This is a genomic window from Blautia pseudococcoides, from assembly GCF_001689125.2.
Lineage (GTDB): Bacteria > Bacillota > Clostridia > Lachnospirales > Lachnospiraceae > Blautia > Blautia pseudococcoides.
In genome coordinates, this window is record NZ_CP015405.2 from 1,970,419 (window position 1) to 1,987,134 (window position 16,716).

17 protein-coding genes are annotated in these 16,716 nt (G+C 47.7%); 4 read left to right on the plus strand and 13 right to left on the minus strand.

The genetic code is table 11. The annotated features are described in order from the left end of the window. Positions 1 to 63: 63 nt before the first annotated feature. Positions 64 to 951: a LysR family transcriptional regulator gene (locus A4V09_RS09350; RefSeq protein WP_065542102.1), complete on the plus strand. Its 888-nt coding sequence runs from the start codon at positions 64 to 66 to the stop codon at positions 949 to 951. A 2-nt stretch (positions 952 to 953) separates the two neighbouring features. Here A4V09_RS09350 and A4V09_RS24880 read toward each other — a convergent pair whose 3' ends face one another. Both A4V09_RS24880 and A4V09_RS09360 read right to left on the minus strand, forming a co-directional pair. Next, positions 954 to 1,259, minus strand: a complete 306-nt coding sequence (locus tag A4V09_RS24880; RefSeq protein ID WP_065542103.1) for a hypothetical protein — start codon at positions 1,257 to 1,259, stop codon at positions 954 to 956. Next, positions 1,256 to 2,158 carry an RluA family pseudouridine synthase gene (locus A4V09_RS09360; RefSeq protein WP_162291108.1) on the minus strand — a complete coding sequence of 301 codons (903 nt, stop codon included), beginning with the start codon at positions 2,156 to 2,158 and terminating at the stop codon, positions 1,256 to 1,258. Before A4V09_RS09360 ends, A4V09_RS24880 begins: the two co-directional genes overlap by 4 nt. 215 nt (positions 2,159 to 2,373) lie before the next feature. Between A4V09_RS09360 and A4V09_RS09365 the strand changes: the two genes are divergently transcribed. Next, positions 2,374 to 4,224, plus strand: a complete 1,851-nt coding sequence (locus tag A4V09_RS09365) for an ATP-dependent nuclease (protein ID WP_065542105.1) — start codon at positions 2,374 to 2,376, stop codon at positions 4,222 to 4,224. A 52-nt stretch (positions 4,225 to 4,276) separates the two neighbouring features. On the opposite strand, the gene A4V09_RS09370 is transcribed toward A4V09_RS09365, so the two are convergent. From A4V09_RS09370 to A4V09_RS09395, 8 genes are all read right to left on the minus strand, one after another. Continuing rightward, positions 4,277 to 6,175: a sensor domain-containing diguanylate cyclase gene (locus A4V09_RS09370; RefSeq protein WP_065542106.1), complete on the minus strand. Its 1,899-nt coding sequence runs from the start codon at positions 6,173 to 6,175 to the stop codon at positions 4,277 to 4,279. A 79-nt stretch (positions 6,176 to 6,254) separates the two neighbouring features. Next, on the minus strand, positions 6,255 to 6,638 hold the full coding sequence (locus tag A4V09_RS24885; RefSeq protein WP_162291109.1) for a hypothetical protein: 384 nt from the start codon (positions 6,636 to 6,638) through the stop codon (positions 6,255 to 6,257). A 2-nt stretch (positions 6,639 to 6,640) separates the two neighbouring features. After that, complete coding sequence (locus A4V09_RS09375; RefSeq protein WP_065542108.1) at positions 6,641 to 7,597, minus strand: tRNA dihydrouridine synthase; 957 nt, start codon at positions 7,595 to 7,597, stop codon at positions 6,641 to 6,643. 56 nt (positions 7,598 to 7,653) lie between these two features. Next, positions 7,654 to 7,887 carry a hypothetical protein gene (locus A4V09_RS27050; RefSeq protein WP_508297284.1) on the minus strand — a complete coding sequence of 78 codons (234 nt, stop codon included), beginning with the start codon at positions 7,885 to 7,887 and terminating at the stop codon, positions 7,654 to 7,656. After that, positions 7,788 to 8,090, minus strand: coding sequence for a hypothetical protein (locus A4V09_RS09380; protein WP_065542109.1), 303 nt, complete (start codon positions 8,088 to 8,090; stop codon positions 7,788 to 7,790). The genes A4V09_RS27050 and A4V09_RS09380 overlap by 100 nt, the downstream gene beginning before the upstream one ends. A 17-nt stretch (positions 8,091 to 8,107) precedes the next feature. Further along, complete coding sequence (gene glgX, locus A4V09_RS09385) at positions 8,108 to 10,195, minus strand: glycogen debranching protein GlgX (protein WP_065542110.1); 2,088 nt, start codon at positions 10,193 to 10,195, stop codon at positions 8,108 to 8,110. Between the two features lie 113 nt (positions 10,196 to 10,308). Then, positions 10,309 to 10,983, minus strand: coding sequence for a YkgJ family cysteine cluster protein (locus A4V09_RS09390; RefSeq protein ID WP_065542111.1), 675 nt, complete (start codon positions 10,981 to 10,983; stop codon positions 10,309 to 10,311). A 67-nt stretch (positions 10,984 to 11,050) separates the two neighbouring features. Continuing rightward, the gene (locus tag A4V09_RS09395) at positions 11,051 to 11,731 is read right to left on the minus strand and encodes an alpha/beta hydrolase-fold protein (RefSeq protein WP_157766932.1); all 681 of its coding nucleotides are present in this window, start codon (positions 11,729 to 11,731) and stop codon (positions 11,051 to 11,053) included. Positions 11,732 to 11,936: 205 nt separating this feature from the next. On the opposite strand from A4V09_RS09395, the gene A4V09_RS09400 reads away from it, so the two are divergent. Then, positions 11,937 to 12,467: a hypothetical protein gene (locus A4V09_RS09400; protein ID WP_065542113.1), complete on the plus strand. Its 531-nt coding sequence runs from the start codon at positions 11,937 to 11,939 to the stop codon at positions 12,465 to 12,467. Positions 12,468 to 12,704: 237 nt separating this feature from the next. Here the strand turns inward: A4V09_RS09400 and A4V09_RS09405 are convergent, their stop codons facing one another. From A4V09_RS09405 to A4V09_RS09415, 3 genes are all read right to left on the minus strand, one after another. Further along, positions 12,705 to 12,884, minus strand: coding sequence for a hypothetical protein (locus tag A4V09_RS09405; protein WP_065542114.1), 180 nt, complete (start codon positions 12,882 to 12,884; stop codon positions 12,705 to 12,707). A gap of 82 nt (positions 12,885 to 12,966) precedes the next feature. Next, complete coding sequence (locus A4V09_RS09410; protein ID WP_065542115.1) at positions 12,967 to 13,854, minus strand: fructose bisphosphate aldolase; 888 nt, start codon at positions 13,852 to 13,854, stop codon at positions 12,967 to 12,969. 210 nt (positions 13,855 to 14,064) lie between these two features. Further along, positions 14,065 to 15,501, minus strand: coding sequence for an aspartate ammonia-lyase (locus A4V09_RS09415; protein ID WP_065542116.1), 1,437 nt, complete (start codon positions 15,499 to 15,501; stop codon positions 14,065 to 14,067). A 226-nt stretch (positions 15,502 to 15,727) separates the two neighbouring features. Here A4V09_RS09415 and A4V09_RS09420 point away from each other — a divergent pair, with 226 nt between their 5' ends. Beyond that, on the plus strand, positions 15,728 to 16,675 hold the full coding sequence (locus tag A4V09_RS09420; protein ID WP_065544713.1) for a LysR family transcriptional regulator: 948 nt from the start codon (positions 15,728 to 15,730) through the stop codon (positions 16,673 to 16,675). The last annotated feature ends 41 nt before the right edge of the window (positions 16,676 to 16,716 follow it).

A 16,716-nucleotide genomic window follows, 5' to 3' on the forward strand; every position in this document is an offset into this window, starting at 1 on the left:
ATTAATTAATATCCTTATTCTATTTTTATTATATGTAGAAACAGTGTGCAGAAAGGAGCATTTATGAATACCGTTCAATTGGAATGTTATATGGCGGTCGCCGAGAATTTGAATTTTGCCAGAGCTGCCGAACAGCTTCACATTACACAGCCTGCCGTTACCCATCAAATCAATTCCCTGGAAGCAGAGCTGGACGTAAAACTGTTCCGGCGCACCACCCGAACAGTGGAACTGACCGCCCCCGGCTGGGTCTTTTGGGGATACGCCAAGGACATCCTGGCAAAGACAGCCCAGGCAAAAAACAGGCTTGCCGGGCACTTTGAAGATCAGATACAGCCTTTTGTCATCGGATGCCACAGCCCCTTTGAGCTGACCCTGCTCCCGGAGGTACTGCAGCAGCTTGCAAAAGACTATCCTCAGGTGCACCCTGAGATCAAGATGGTTCCCTTTCAGGCCCTGCGAAACCTTCTGCAGGAGGAAACCCTGGATGTGATGCTGGGATTCGGTGATGAAAAAGAAAAGAAAAAAACAGGCACTTATGTGGAGCTGACCAGGGCACCGGTTGTCTGTGTGGCGGCCCGCTGCCATGCTCTGGCAGAAAAAAGCGCTGTCACTTTGGAAGAACTGCACCAGGGCCGCCTGGTTCTGTGCGACCCCCACAAATCCTCCCCCGTAATCACAGAAATGCAGGGCAGGCTCATCAGCACGCGCCCTCCCTCCCGGATACTCTTCAGTGAGAACATAGAATGCGCACTGACCTTTGTGAAGGCCTGCCTTGGCTTTACTATTTTACCGGATATGCCCCTTATGCGCAGTGATGAGCTGTGTTATATTCCCGTAAAAAACGCAGCACCGGCCTCCTTTGGGCTTTATTACAAAACCCTCCAGAATAATCCGGTGCTGCGCAGTTTTATACGAATCATAAAAGACTATTCACAACAACTGAAATGACATTACGTGTTTCCCGGATAGCAGGCAAGCGGAACATCCTCCATATCAATGATCTCCGCAGTCTCCTCTATGGCGCCTGCCTCCACCGCCATAGCTATGGCTTCCTTCCTGGCCCCGGCCAGGGCCTCTTCTCTTGGAACCATATCATGCGGTATCCCACACTTCTGGCTCTTGCTCAGATAGCCGGCACCCCGGACAGAGTTGGTAGGCCCGCAGGCCACTGTGAGGATCGGCCCCGATTTTCCCGCCGCCACACCGGCTCCCAAAAGAGAAGGCAGCTTCAGCAAATCCTCGACAGTAACACTCATCTCGTCTCCCTCCGCCCTGTTCCAAGGCACCTCTGCATATCCTCCGGGAGTTCTGCACGCACCTGTATCTCTTTTCCAGTAAAGGGCTGGATAAGAGATACGCAGGAAGCGTGCAGGGCAGCCCTCTTTATGTGTTCTGAATGGCCTCCGTACAGACTGTCACCCAAAAGGGGATGGCCCATCCATGCCATGTGCACCCGGATCTGATGTGTCCGCCCTGTGGCAAGTGCAAGGCTGACCAGGGCATAGTCCTGCATTTTCTCCAGGACCTGAAATTTGGTGAAAGCCGCCTTTCCATGGGAAGTCACACACATCCGCATGAGTTCCCCCTCCCTTTTACCTATCTTTTCTGTGATGATCCCCTCCTCTTTTTCAGGAATGCCCTCCACAAGGGCCAGATATTCCTTTTTAAACGTTCCCTCTTGTTTCTGTCTGGCCAGTCTTCCCGCTGCTGTCTGGTTCTTGGCAAATACCACAATACCTGAGGTGTCCTTGTCCAGCCGCCCCACACTTCTGATCTTCACATGCGCTCCTGCCTCCTGAAAGTAAAAGGCCAGCATATTGGACAGGGAATCCGTGTAATGCCCGTGGGAAGGATGCACCACCAGATCTGCCGGTTTATTCACAAAAAGCAGGTCCTCATCCTCATACAAAATATCCAGTTCGCCCTTCCTTGGTACAAGTTGCATAGAGGCTGTCAGCTCCTCCTCCAGTTTTACCTCCACCCTGTCTCCAGCGCCCAGCCTGTGGGTGATCCTGACTCTGGCACCGTTCACGCAGATTCCGCCGTCTCTGAATTTAGCCTGCTTTACCTGCCGCCTGGTAAGTCCCATATCATGAAGCAGAAAGTCCGATAGAATACCATCTCTTTCCGCTCTTTTTTTCCATATCTTTTCCATATTTCTCATCCCTGTATCATTTTTACTGTCCTATCACGTCTGTCTTCTTCTCATTCTAGCAGAGTGCCCGGACCGCGTAAAGACAAATCCCTGCTGTTTACCCCCTAATTCAGAAGTAACTGTTCAAAACCACTTTCAGAACTTTCCTTACCGTGATAGAATGAAAATATATCAATACAGGACCTGAAAGCCGTCCTGACAAAAGGGGATATTTTATGCACATTAACAGCCTTCATATCAAAAATTTTAAATACATACGGGATATGGAAATCCGGGACATTGAAAATGCCCTGATCCTGGTGGGGAAAAACAATACGGGAAAAACCTCTGTTCTGGACGCCATACGGGCAGTGAACGGTTCTTACCAAGTCCGGGAAAGGGATTTCAACGAGAAAAAACAAAGAGTGGAGATCTCCATGTCTCTGTCCATCTCCAGGGAAGACCTGCAGATGCTCCACCATCATGGGCGTGTGAGCGTCTACCGCAGGTATACTGCCTGGTACGAGGATTTCTGCAGAAAGCTCCCCTCCTACCAGAATGGAAATCTGACTTTCACTTACACCATCAATGTACTTGGGCAGGAGCGTTTGAGTGACGGTCATGAAAAGCACAACAAATATATCCGGCAGGTACTTCCCCAGATTTATTACATCGGAACTGACAGGCGCCTGGAAGCACTCCAAAAGGATTTACTGGCCTTTGAGGAGGATGAACAGTTAAAAAGGATGCGTCTGGATGTATGTCTGTTCGAGAGCGGCAAGCACTGCAGCCGCTGTTTCCAGTGCATCGGCCTGATCAACCAGAAACGCCCGGAAGATCTGACTGCCTTTGAGACTGCAAAGCTTTTGGAATATAAGCTCTGCCGGATGAACCTGACGGATTTTGCCAGGCGGGTAAACACCTGCTTTCACCGGAACGGTGGCTTCGACGAGATCCGCTATACCATGCGCTGCAACATTGACGAAATGTGTTCCGTCACGGCAGAGGCCTACAACACGAAGCGCAGCACTGCCACTCTGGTGGAGCATATGGGGGAAGGTATGCGCAGCATTTACATGCTCTCCCTGCTGGAAGCCTACACCCAGGACAGCAACCGGATTCCCAGTGTGATCCTGGTCAAAGACCCTGAGACCTTCCTCCATCCTGAGCTGCAGAAAAAGGCGGGGGAAATCCTGTACCGCCTGTCCAAAAAGAATCAGATTCTGTTCTCCACCCATTCTCCGGATATGATCTTTAATTTCAGCAGCCACCAGATACGGCAGGTGGTTTTGGATGAACAATACTACACCATACTGCGGGAACGGACAGATATGAACCGGATTTTAGATGATCTGGGCTTCAATGCCAGTGACCTTATGAACGTGAGCTTTGTCTTCATTGTGGAAGGCAAGCAGGATAAGAGCCGTCTTCCCCTGCTTCTGCGGAAATACTATTCAGAGATCACTGCTTCGGACGGCAGCCTTTCCAGAATTGCCATCATCACCACCAACAGCTGCACCAATATCAAGACCTATGCCAATCTGAAATATATGAACCAAATTTACCTCCGTGACCAGTTTTTGATGATCCGGGACGGGGACGGTAAGGACAGGACCGAACTGGCCTCCCAGCTCTGCCGCTATTATGAGGCCAGAAGCTTAGAGGACGTGGACCGTCTTCCCAGAGTCATGCCGAAAAATGTGCTGATCCTCAAATACTATTCTTTTGAAAACTATTTTCTCAATCCCGCCGTCATGGTTCAGATCGGAGTCCTAAAAAATGAAGAGGATTTTTACAGGATCCTTCTGGAAAAATGGAAGGCATATCTCTATAAGATCAAGAGCGGGCGTCATCTCACAGAGATACTCGGATTTGAAATACAGACTGAGGAGGATCTTAAAAACCACATGGAAGAATTCAAAATATACATGCGGGGCCACAATCTGTTCGACATTTTCTATGGGCCTTATAAAGCGGGGGAACAGGAATTGCTGAAACGCTATATTGACCTGGCTCCCAGGGACGATTTCCGGGATATCCTGAATGCTGTGGACCATTTTATTTACTTTGACAGCAGAAAAATATAGCCCCCGGCAAACGCACAGGCGCCACGGATGCAAATATCCGCGGCGCCTGTATTCATTTCTCTTCCATTTCGGGAGAATAGACAGCATACCCGTCCTTTCCACCCCGCTTTGCCTTATAAAGGGCCATATCCGCCTTACGGTACAGCTCCTGGAAATTCTCACTGCTGTTTGTCAGGGCAGCACCTATGCTGCCGTGTACCGGGTAGTCATCTTTCTCCCCCGTGTAAAGGAAGTCCCATTTCTTTACAATGGCATCTAAAATAAGCGTAAGCTGCTGACTGCTCTGCACATTGATAAGAAACACCATAAATTCATCCCCGCCAATCCTGCCCACAATGTCGGAAGACCGGAAGGTCCGTTGCAGGGCATCCGCAAATCCCACAATTGCCCTGTCCCCCTGGGTATGTCCCAGCGTGTCATTGATTCGTTTTAAGTTATCCATATCCACAATGAGAAGTGCGCAGACACTGTCCTTATATTTTCTGAGCGCATGGGTGACAAGTTCCTCTGTGGCCATTTTATTATAAAGCCCTGTCATGGAATCTGTCTGGGCGCGCAGCCTGAGAGCCTCTTTTTCCCTCATACTCTCGTCAATATTCATCATTTTCCCCAGAATGCGGACAACTCTTCCCCTGTCATCCGCAAAGATACTGGTGAGAACAGAAAACCAGATATAAACACCATCCAGGTTGCAGAAACGGATATTCCGGGTCATAACCCCTTTTCTGCTACTGGACTGGGGCAGTATCCTGGAAAATGCACTGACATCCTCAGGATACACCCATTTTCCGTCTAAAAAGGACTGGTAGTCTGGTTTTATCCCCAGTATCTTTTCAAAGTTTTCATTGAATTCCAATGTATGTTCCAGGTAATTAAGCTCAAATACCAGTACATCCGAATCCCTTGCCAAAAGCCGGAATCTCTCCTCCGAAACCTCCAGCTTCTCCTTTTCTTCCATAAGCTTTTGGGTCTGTGCCCTCAAAGAACTTCTCTCTGACCGGAAGAGATAAAACATCAACAGAAAACAAAACAGGAAATATACGGCAAAAGCCATATTAAGCTTTACGGCATAGCTTCTGACAAAAGCATAGGCGGAATCCACCTCGCTTCGCTTTATGGCAGACAAAAGTGTCCATCCATTATACCCAAACGGTGTCTGCGTCACATAATATTCCTGTGATCCATCCTGTATGAGGGATACCAGTTTCTCGCCATTCAGAACCGCCTGCTGCATATCCTCCACAGAGTGGCCGTCCAGAAAGGATTCCTTCTGTGTTTTCTCAAATACGTTCTCCAGGCTCTTATCCCCCACAACGATCCGTTCCTCTTGGGACGCCACAATGACATCTCCCTGCCCATTGATAAGCACACAGGCATCATTCCGTTTAAAATTATCATGCAGAAACAAGGCTCCGAACTGTTCCGCCGTATAAGACCCGCAGAGTACACCTATGATCTCTTGCTGGGGATTGTTTATGGGAACCGCCAGAAGGACACAAAGATACCCGTCCTCCATACTGGAGAGAAATGGCTCTGAGATTGTCTGCTCCCCTTTTACAGCCTCCTGAAACTCTGTCAGGTCTTGAATATTTCTTTGTATCCCATCATTTGTCATCCCATTTCCATTCACATCAGCCATGGTGATGCGGTCAAATTCCTGGGTCCTCCTGATAGCATTGGCTGCACTCAGAAAAGTTTCCGTATTCTCCATTCCCTCCTGCCCCAGATAACTTGCAAAGGCATTCAGGGAATTGAACTGACCGGCAAGCACAGTTCCCACGTGCTCTGCCTGCTGCTGTGCATAACTTTCCAGAGTCCCGTGAATCTCTTCACTGACCCGGCGGTTTGTCTTTTGATTATAATTAATGACTGCCGCTGCAAGAAAAACTGTCAATACGACAAACACCCACAGCGTCAACTCTGCCCGTGTATGTTTTCTTTTCTTCGTCATACATGTACCATACTCTTTCCTCCGCTCATATTTCCTTGTACAACTAGTATTCCATATTTTTCTTTTGTCTTTTCCTCTGTCAGATGCGGTTCTGCTCCATGTTTTCCATTTTTTTCTTTGTAAGCAGGAATATCTTGACCTCCGCCTCGTGATCAGCCAGGTTTTTCTCTGCCATTTTGCTGACAGCAGCCACCCGGCTTTTTCCATCCCTGATCTCCCACCAGGTATCATTAAAGATCAGGTCTTCTCCCTCTGCCGACCAGCCGGTATCCGGCATAGCCCGGAGTGTCACGGAAAACGGGGTTACGCCCCGCTCCATACTGCGCCTGTGTATGGCTGCCTTTTCCAATGTATCCTCCTCAAAAGGATACTCTGCAAACAGCACCGCCAAATCCGCCATGCTGACAAACCCTTTGAAATAATACTCGTTTTCCTGTACCGCTTCCTGCAGTCTCAGTTTCATGGTCATCCCTCACTTCCGCCGGGCATCTGCATGGTTCTGTCACGAAGCAGGGCATCTACCGCTGCTCTGTATTCCCTCAGATGCTGGGCTTTTTTTATTTTCTTTGCGTATTTTTCACTGTCCGGAAACATATGTATCATGTAAAACCAGAGTTCTTTCATCTTAAAAAGTACATTTCTGTCCCCTGACATGACTTTCTCATACTCTGAACAGAGTAAATCATGAAATCCTTTAAACCGCTGTTGATCCGGCAGTGTCCCCCTGGTAATATGTCCCACAAGATCCGGGTCTGTCAGGACCCCTCTGCCCAGCATCACAGCCTCCACCTGGGGAAACCCGGCAGTAAAGGCCTCATAATCCTTCCGGGTGAAAAGGTCTCCATTGTAACAGATCTTATTCCTGCTCAGGGACAAGGCATCTGCAAAAACATCCAGATTCGGTTTGTTTTTATAATAATCCGTCTGCAGTCTCGGATGGATGATCAGTTCCTCCATAGGATATTTGTTGTAAATCTCTATCAGTTCGTAAAACTCCTTTGCATCCTCCATACCGATTCTGGTCTTTACCGAAATTTTCATATCCAGCCTGTCAAAAATCATATCAAGAAATTTTTCAAGAAGCTGCTGTTCCGCCAAAAATCCCGCGCCTCTCATTTTCGTTACAACGGTCCGGGACGGGCATCCCAGATTCAGGTTGACTTCTTTATACCCCATTTTCTGAAGTTCAAGCGCTGTTTTCACAAAATCTTCTGCGTTGTTGGTGAGAATCTGGGGTATCGTATCCATTCCCCGGTTATTGGCAGGAAGGACATCCTTTAACTCCCTGGAATTAAAACAGCGGTTCTGGTTTGGCATGATAAACGGTGTAAAATATCTGTCTATATTATCATAACAGGAACGCAGGGCATTTCGGTAAATGTACCCTGTGATCCCCTCCATTGGTGCAAGGTAAAATTTCATAATTTGTTCTGTCTCCTCTTGGTCTTACTTCATCATAAAGTAAACCCAGGGGAGATTCAAGTTTTATTTTTCTCCAGCCATCGCTCCAGCACTTCCAGATTCAAATCGGAATGCTCCACTTCCCTGGCATAACGATAAGCAATCTCCGTCACATCCCGATATTCCAGCTTTTTCCTCTTTTTCAGCCATCTCAGCATGACAAACTCTTGTATCCATTCCGTGGAAAATACAGCCAGCGCCATTTTGGAATAGACTGCATCATCATATACGGCTCCGCAGAAATCTCCCATGCGCTCCCACGCCCCGCGTCTGCTGCTCTCATATCCATAGGCACAGTCAGATGCAGCCTGCCGCCAAAATCCCCCTTTACATTCCCGTATCTGTCTAAGGACTCCTCATCAATGACAATCTGCCATCCCGCACAGCAGGTAGCCGGACGACTGCCTGCCAAACAGACAAACGCATCATAGTAGTGGGGTTTTATATATCTCATCTTGTGTCTCCTTCTCTTTACAAGGTACAGAACTCACATCCGGTCAGCACCAGTACACTCCTGGGGCCTGCAAGCACACTGCCACCATCCAGACGGACCGGCTGTTTTTTCCATTCTGCGCCTGCCTCCCCTGTATTCACAGATACATGCCAGAACAGTGGCTTTGGAAGCTCAGGCAGGCTGATTGTAACCGGCTCCCAATAAACATTGATCAGGAGATAGACAATATCATCCTTCCCCTTTTTCTCATCATAACCCGCGAACATGACAGCCGTAACCCTGGATTCCTTTCCAAAGCCCTTCACCCACGGATGTTCCCCGTGGAAACTGATCTCCGGAAGGCCGAACCGGTTACTGCCCAGATTACCGCTGATACTCTTATGCTCTTTTCTGAAATGGATCATAAACCGGAAAAATTCATATACATCCCTGTGTGTCTCCAGCCTGTTCCAGTCTATCCAGGATATTTCATTGTCCTGGCAGTAGGCATTATTGTTTCCATACTGGGTATTACAGAATTCATCCCCTGCATAAAACATGGGGGTACCCCTGCTGCACATAAGTACCGCGCAGGCATTTTTTATCAGACGCATTCTCAGAGCAATGACCTGTGGGTCCTCCGTCTCCCCCTCTGCACCGCAGTTCCAGCTTCTGTTGTCATCTGAACCGTCCCGGTTCTCCCATCCGTTCGCCTCATTGTGCTTCCAATTATAGGAGTACAGGTCATAAAGGGTAAAACCGTCATGACAAGTCAGAAAGTTGACGGAGGCATTTTTGCCGCGTATCCGGGGGTTATAAATATCCGTGGAGCCTGCTATACGCATGGCTGCCGCCTGGGCTGCCCACAGACCGCCCTTTAAATACTCCCGCAGGTCATCCCTGTACTTTCCGTTCCACTCTGACCAGCGGCGGAAGGCAGGGAACTGTCCCACCTGGTACAATCCCCCGGCATCCCACGCCTCTGCAATAAGCCTTGTGCTGCTTAAAAGGGAATCATAGGCCAGCGCCTCCACAAGAGGCGGTTTATCCATGGGAGAACCATCCTCATTTCTGCCCAGAATAGATGCCAGATCAAACCGGAAACCATCAATATGATATTCCGCCACCCAATACCTGAGACATTCCTGGATCATTCTTCTCACTACGGGATGGTTGCAGTTCAGGGTGTTGCCGCATCCGCTGAAATTGTAATAGTGGCCATCCGGGGTCAGAAGATAGTAAATGTTATTGTCAAACCCTTTAAAAGAAATAAACGGACCGTTCTCATTTCCCTCCGCGGTATGGTTAAACACCACATCTAAAATGACTTCCATTCCGTTTTCATGCAGCGCATGCACCAGCTCTTTCAGCTCCAGCCCTTCCCTGTTATATTCCTTAGTGGCTGCATAACTGGTATTTGGCGCAAAGAATGCCACTGTATTATACCCCCAGTAATTGATAACCTGTTTGTTATCCACCATTCTCCGCTCCCGCAGTTCGTCGAACTCAAAGATAGGCATAAGCTCCACAGCATTGACGCCCAAATCTTTCAGATAGGGAATTTTCTCTTTAATCCCCGCAAAAGTTCCGGGATGTTCCACATCTTCTGCCATTTTCGTAAAGCCCCGGACATGCATTTCATAGATGATCAGCTCATCCATAGGCACATGGGGACGCCTTTCCCGGCCCCAGAAAAAATCATTTCTCACCACTCTGGCGCGATAGCCGTTTTCATTTACCTTTTTGCCCCATACACTCTGGCCGGTCACCGCCTTCGCATAGGGATCAAGAAGAATATGGTTTGCATCAAACAACAGCCCTTTTTCCCTGTCCCAGACTCCCCCCAGCCGGTAAGCATACTCGAACTCCCCGATATCCAGGCCAAATACCATCATAGAATAAACATCCCCGATTTTAAAGTGTTCCGGAAATCTAAGGACCGCATAAGGTTCCTCCTGGGTCCTGTGAAACAGAAGCAGCTCACAGAATTCAGCCCCTTTGGAATGCACTGTAAAATTGACGGCTGTCTGGAAGACCGTGGCACCATAGTTGCCATACAGGCCCGGACAGACCTGAAATCCTTCCACCTCATCTGTAGGTATCCACTTTTGCAGTTCATCATTCATATTGCCATCCCTCCCCGGATAATCTTACGTCATCAGTCAGCGCGGTTCCTCCTGTCTTAAACCATTCCTGCACGGAAAGGAAAAAGCCCGGCAGCAGCCAGGCTCCAGAAGTCTCATGCATTCTGCCGCAGCACTGACAACAATTTTCTCATCTGCTCCAGACGCTCCTCAAACTGTATATAAAAATCCGCTCCGCTTTCATACGGATTTGTATAGAAAAGATTCAGGACATACATGTTCAGCTCTTTTGTAAGCTGCTCATCCTGCTTTTCTTCCAGAAGATTCCGGATATCTTTCAACAGAAAGTGCCATTTTGCGGCGAACTCCTCGTATTTTTTTAAGTCCGGTATATCCAGCCATTTTCCCACCTTGATTTTGGTCTTATTTTTCTTTGGACATTCCTGACTCTGAAGGTAATAGGAAAACTCTCCCTCCTCATAATACCTTCCCAGAGGAAAAAGGCGGCAAAGCCCCGGGCGGAACCCATGGACAACGCATCTCCCCTCCTCATTCAAAAAGATACAGCGCTCTTTTGTTCCCTGCATCCTCAGATTTGGCAGAATACTTCCCTCTGTTATATGCAGCTCTATATGGCGGTTCATCAGTTCCTCAAAGGTAAGGCCCAGGTTCGTTTCCAGCCTGTATACATCAAGCGGGTCCAGCTTAATGGAATCCCCCATGCCCTGACAGCATGCGGAACAGCCCTGGCAGCCTCCGCAGTCAGCTTTTACCATATCTCCTGCTTTATATAATTTTTTTAAGTCCTCTGCAAGAACTTCTCTCTCCATGTGTAAAACCTCTCTGTCTTATGTATTTCTGTATTGGAGCCTTCCATTGCCCGGCAGTCTCATGGAACTAGTACAGCGCTTTATTAGATGTCAAAAGCCGGGAAACCCCTCTTGCCACACGCCCCTCCGGGTCATCAAAATGCCCGCCCGGATTGCTCTCAAGGATAACCGGACATGCTTTTTTCCAATGGGCAGCCAGAAGTTCTGTATTCTTTTTCACAGAAGCCATACGCGCATTACGCACCTTATGCTCCCGGCTGCCAAGAGATACATATATGACCGGCTTTTCCGCTTTCATGGTGTGGCTCAATGCGTAATCCGCCCAGCCATCAAACCAGAGGGATCCGGAAATACTTCCGATTCTGCCAAACTTTTCCGAATGATACATGGCATATACGGCAAATAAGCCGGCCATGGAATACCCCACCATGCCTCTGTCTTTTACTTCAAAAGAAAGGGCATGTTCTGCTTCCGGGAGAATTACATGTTCAAAATACTGCATATACTCCCCCGCACCGCCTGAAAAATCCGTACTCTTCCCATAAATCTTCTCCGCCTTCCAGGGAGAAAAATCACGGTTCCAGTCTCTCCCTGATACACAGGCAAAAATGCAGGGTTCTGTGATCCGGCACCATATTTTTTCCCCTTCCTCCCGGGAAAAAATATGACACCAGATCACTGGAACCGGTTCTTTTGTCTCCTCTCCCCAAAGAAAGATTTCATATCCTTCTTCTCTCCAGCTCTTCATGACAGCCATCATACCTTTCTGTGTGTAACGATTATTTTAATTATAAAGGAAGGGATGCAAAACCGCAATCCTTTTATTCTTGCTAGCGTGTGTCCGTTAAAGGCCACTTGAAGACCACGAAAAATGTAGTATAATAAGGAGTGTCCGGATAAATTCCCAACTGCCGGACCAAAGAACAGAAAACTGCATGGGAGGTTCCTTGAAAATGGATCTGATATTCCGAAAAAATATGAAAAATGCCGTGGAACGTGTCCTTCATGTTCCGCATAATTATACGGGTGGTATTCTGGAGATGACATTTGCGGTGGATCACGCGCTTCCAAAAGAAACTGCCGTATCTGTGACAAAAGAGACAGCCGCTTTACTCCGCTCCCACAGCCAGGTCTTCCAGAATGTCCGGCTGAACCTGCTGCACTGGAAGGCAGACAGCGTACTCACAAACCAGCCGGTCCCCCTCCCTATGCTACAGCTTGGCAGAGGACTGGAGGATTATGAAACCCTGCCCGGAAAAAAATCTCTGGATGCCCTGACCGATACCCTGAAACGGTTTCATGCCAGATCCAAACTGGTTATCTGCCTGCTGGGTAAGGATGCCGTTATATTGGATGAGAAAAGGACCCGGGGAAATCTGCAGCCCTTTCTGGGGCGGAAAAGTATCTTTTTATGTATGCCTGAAAATGAGGTGGATGGGTGCCCTGAAATTGTGATGGGGGCTGGGGTTCTTGCGAAAATGTAAGGATGCCAAAATGGAGACTGTTATAGCGGAGAGTATCTCCACTGACTCCAGTCTCCATTTTCTTTTTTCCCTCTCTTGGCCTATTCTGTCTGAGCCTTTTTTATTTCCGGTACTGCCTTCTCCACCACCTCTTTTATCCTCCCCAATGCCTCTTTGTCCGACGCCTCTATCCGAAATGTCATGGCCTGTTCTGTCACAGATTTTCTGAACAGGAACCAGCCATCCCTAAACTCGATACTAATAGGTGTTACAGTTCCCGGTTCCTTCTATATAGACAGTTCCGTCACTGCCTTTTATGGTAACAGAGTTTCCTTTCACGTCTGAGATCGTACCCTCACAGTATAGGGCATTTTTTCCACCGCTTCCATAGTCCCCAGGGATGAACTGCCACTGCCCCCGGCTTACTATACCGCTCACTATAAAAGGTGCTGCAAACTACGCAGCACCCCATCATAGAATATACCCTGCAATTGCAGGAAATACTGTCACATGATTATATTCAGGCAATGGAAGCCCTATAAATGGAATCAATGGACTCCTTCAGCATCTCATTAAACGTTTCCTCTGTCTGGTTCACATGCAGCCCCTGGGTAAGTGCCCTGGAGAAACTGGCAATCAGGCCGGGATTACGGGCTAATTTCTCATTTGCCTCCTCTCTGCTGTATCCCCCGGAGAGAGCCACCACGCGCACCACATGAGCATCCTCCATAATCTCGGAATAAAACCCATCCACATCCGGAATGGAAAGCTTGAACATGATCCGGATACTGTCATCCAGTTTTTCCAGATGCTCTTTCAGATATCCTTTCATGATTCTTTCTGATTCCGCTTTATCTACACTGAAAATGTCAATCTCCGGTTCCAGGATGGGAACCAGACCGGCTTTTGCGATCTGAACTCCCAGTTCAAACTGCTGCTTTACAACAGCACGGATTCCCGCCTCATTGGCTTCCTTGATCACAGAACGCATCTTGGTCCCGAATATATGACGTTTCTTTGCCCGTTCCAGTAATTCATCCAGTCCGGGAATTAGTTTCATAAGCTGCACACCGCTCTCTGCCGGCGCAAGTCCTTTATCTACCTTCAGAATCGGCAGGATATGTTTCTCTTCCCACAGATAATCTGCAGTCAGCTTTCCTTCCACTTCCCGCTCCATAGTTTTCTCAAACAAAATTGCAGCCAGGATGTGCTCTGAAGTAAATGCCGGACTGGTCATGATTCTTGTCCGCATAGCGTGTACCAAGTCAAACATCTCATCATCCCCGTGATAGCTGTCCTCGGAAATGCCATAAAGCTTCAGCGCTTTGGGTGTGCTGCCGCCGCTCTGATCCAGTGCTGCAATAAATCCTCTGCCTGTACTCATTCGATTTACCTGTTCTGTGTTCATGCTACCTCCTTTCGCCGTTTGTCAGTACCCATGCTCCGCATACGGTGATATCTGTTCTCCTCATACGCAGGCAAACCGGCTGGCTGCGCGGTCTTACGGTTCTGACAGCCAGACTGCTGCTGCCAGTATTGTCATGTTGTCTGCAATACCCGGAATATAGTAATATTTACTAAATCCATAACAAAAACATATCACTTTTTATCAGATTTGTCAAATGTTATCCAATAATTGTTCGCCGGAAATTCCAGGTTCGGTCATGGAATAAGGATTTAATATCACATTCAATTCCTCTTCCCCCAGAAGACCGTCTCTTACGATCAGACTGCGCACAGAAGCCCCTGTCAAAATTGCTTCTTTTGCGATCACAGCGGCTTTTTCATATCCCACATGAGGACAGATGGCTGTTATGATACCCACACTGTTTTCCACCATATCCCTGCAGTGTTCCCTGTTTGCCGTTATCCCTGTGATGCAGTTGTCAACCAATGTGCATACAGCAAAGGTCAGTGTCTCAATAGACTGGAACAGATTGTAGAAGATGATCGGTTCAAACGCATTCAGTTCCAGTTGTCCCGCCTCTGTAGCCATAGCAATGGTCATATCGTTTCCAATGATATTAAAAGCCACCTGGTTGACCACCTCCGGAATGACAGGATTGACTTTACCCGGCATAATAGAAGACCCATTCTGTTTTGCCGGAAGATTGATCTCTCCGAGACCGGCTCTCGGACCGGATGATATCAGGCGAAGGTCATTGGACATTTTAGAGAGATTCACTGCGCAGGTCTTCACTGCACCGGATACGGATGTATATCCATCCAGATTCTGTGTGGCATCAATCAGATCATAGGACTGGACCAGATCCAGGCCGGATACCAGAGCTATATTCTTCACCACTTTCTGAAGATACTGCACATCTGCATTTAATCCCGTACCTATGGCGGTTCCGCCCAGATTCAGGGAACTCATCTCCTCTTTTGCATGTTCAAATCTGGTAATATCCCGTCGTATCGCCGTTGCATAGGCCCGAAACTCCTGCCCGAGACGGATGGGCACTGCATCCTGAAGCTGTGTCCTTCCCATCTTGATCACATCATCAAACTCCTCCGCTTTTTCCATAAGGGCTCTGTAAAGCCGTTCCAGTTGTTCTTTTGCCCGATTCAGAAGCTTCAGCGCTGTGATCCTTCCACAGGAGGGAAATACATCGTTGGTTGACTGCCCATAATTCACATGGTCATTGGGATTGACAATGGAATAATCCCCCTTCCGGCCCCCCAGAATTTCAATCGCCCTGTTCGCGATCACCTCATTGGCATTCATATTCAGGGATGTCCCTGCTCCCCCCTGGATCGGGTCTACGATAAACTGATCATGGAGCCTGCCGGAAATAATTTCATCACAGGCCCGAACTATAGCATCCGTCCTCTTTTTATCCAGCCGCCCTACTTCAAAATTAGTGATAGCCGCAGCCTTTTTTATCTGCGCCACACTGTTGATCAATTCCGGATGCATATTCATGCCTGTTATGTAAAAATTCTCTGCGGCACGGATTGTCTGAACTCCGTAATAAGCCTCTGCCGGCACGTCTTTAGTTCCGATTGAATCATGTTCCTGTCTTGTCTTAGGGTTCTTTATTTTCGTTTCCATACATTCCTTACCTCTTTATGTCTTTTTCCTGGGATCTTATCTGTCTTACTTTTGTCCATGTATATTTCCGGCATCTTCAATTACCAGCCATTTTTTGTTATCTACATTATAAGATGGCCCTTCATTAGAAGCTAATACATATATGTATATATTTATTATAAACAACGATTTATATACAGGAAAATTTATGATAAGATAAATGAAAATAAGAAATGCAGGTGAACCTATGTTTGAAGGAAAAAAATATGTTTATGAGGTTTATAAAACAAGAAGTTTTTCAAAAGCCGCATCGAATCTGTATATTTCCCAGCCTTCCCTGAGTGCTACCATTAAGAAAATTGAGACCCGGCTCGGGACACCTATTTTTGACAGGAGTACCAGCCCCATACAACTTACGGAATGTGGGGAAAAATACATACATTACGCGGAACATCTCATGGATATGGAAAATGAATTTGAGAATTATTTGAATGACTTTGAAGCGCTGCGCACAGGGCATCTGTCCGTGGGAGGGAGCAATCTCTTCGCCTCCTATGTCCTGCCGCCTCTGCTCTCCGAATTTATGGGGAAGTATCCTTCTGTTGATGTGAAAATGACTGAATCCACAACCAATGACTTGGAAACACAAATGTTTTCCGGCAGCCTGGATTTGGTCATTGACAACTATCCTTTTTCAGACAGCATATATGAACGCCATTTTTTCTGCAGGGAACAGCTTCTCTTAGCAGTTCCGGCTGCACTTGTCCATGGAAAGCAGCCGGAAGCCTTCTGCCTGGATGCTTCTTCCATAAAAGACGGCTCCTTTGAGAACAGTGCCGTCTGCCCTTCTATCTTACAGCATTTTGCAACTGCCCCTTTTCTGCTCCTGCGGGCAGGCAATGACACACGTGAGCGCTCTGACCTGCTCCTAAAAAACGCAGGTCTTACGCCCAGTGTGCCCCTGAAGCTGGACCAGCAGGTCACTGCATACCATCTGGCCTGTTACGGCATGGGAATCGCCTTTGTCACGGATACCTTGATCCGGCATGTGCCTGTTGATTCCAATATTGTTTTTTATAAACTGGAGCCAGCAATTTCCCAGAGAAACATCTATTTTTACCACAAACGTTCCCGGTATGTGACAAGAGCTATGGAGGAATTCTTAAAGATCGCAGACTCCGCTTTTTCGGTATAGATATAAAAATACGCTATTTTTTATTGATTTTATAGGTGGAA

Bases quoted from the DNA above. Each gene is read 5' to 3' on its own strand.
- A4V09_RS09350 (WP_065542102.1), top strand. From the start codon at position 64: ATGAATACCGTTCAATTGGAATGTTATATGGCGGTCGCCGAGAATTTG.
- A4V09_RS24880 (WP_065542103.1), bottom strand. From the start codon at position 1,259: ATGAGTGTTACTGTCGAGGATTTGCTGAAGCTGCCTTCTCTTTTGGGA.
- A4V09_RS09360 (WP_162291108.1), bottom strand. From the start codon at position 2,158: ATGGAAAAGATATGGAAAAAAAGAGCGGAAAGAGATGGTATTCTATCG.
- A4V09_RS09365 (WP_065542105.1), top strand. From the start codon at position 2,374: ATGCACATTAACAGCCTTCATATCAAAAATTTTAAATACATACGGGAT.
- A4V09_RS09370 (WP_065542106.1), bottom strand. From the start codon at position 6,175: ATGACGAAGAAAAGAAAACATACACGGGCAGAGTTGACGCTGTGGGTG.
- A4V09_RS24885 (WP_162291109.1), bottom strand. From the start codon at position 6,638: ATGAAACTGAGACTGCAGGAAGCGGTACAGGAAAACGAGTATTATTTC.
- A4V09_RS09375 (WP_065542108.1), bottom strand. From the start codon at position 7,597: ATGAAATTTTACCTTGCACCAATGGAGGGGATCACAGGGTACATTTAC.
- A4V09_RS27050 (WP_508297284.1), bottom strand. From the start codon at position 7,887: ATGGGAGATTTCTGCGGAGCCGTATATGATGATGCAGTCTATTCCAAA.
- A4V09_RS09380 (WP_065542109.1), bottom strand. From the start codon at position 8,090: ATGAGATATATAAAACCCCACTACTATGATGCGTTTGTCTGTTTGGCA.
- glgX (WP_065542110.1), bottom strand. From the start codon at position 10,195: ATGAATGATGAACTGCAAAAGTGGATACCTACAGATGAGGTGGAAGGA.
- A4V09_RS09390 (WP_065542111.1), bottom strand. From the start codon at position 10,983: ATGGAGAGAGAAGTTCTTGCAGAGGACTTAAAAAAATTATATAAAGCA.
- A4V09_RS09395 (WP_157766932.1), bottom strand. From the start codon at position 11,731: ATGAAGAGCTGGAGAGAAGAAGGATATGAAATCTTTCTTTGGGGAGAG.
- A4V09_RS09400 (WP_065542113.1), top strand. From the start codon at position 11,937: ATGGATCTGATATTCCGAAAAAATATGAAAAATGCCGTGGAACGTGTC.
- A4V09_RS09410 (WP_065542115.1), bottom strand. From the start codon at position 13,854: ATGAACACAGAACAGGTAAATCGAATGAGTACAGGCAGAGGATTTATT.
- A4V09_RS09415 (WP_065542116.1), bottom strand. From the start codon at position 15,501: ATGGAAACGAAAATAAAGAACCCTAAGACAAGACAGGAACATGATTCA.
- A4V09_RS09420 (WP_065544713.1), top strand. From the start codon at position 15,728: ATGTTTGAAGGAAAAAAATATGTTTATGAGGTTTATAAAACAAGAAGT.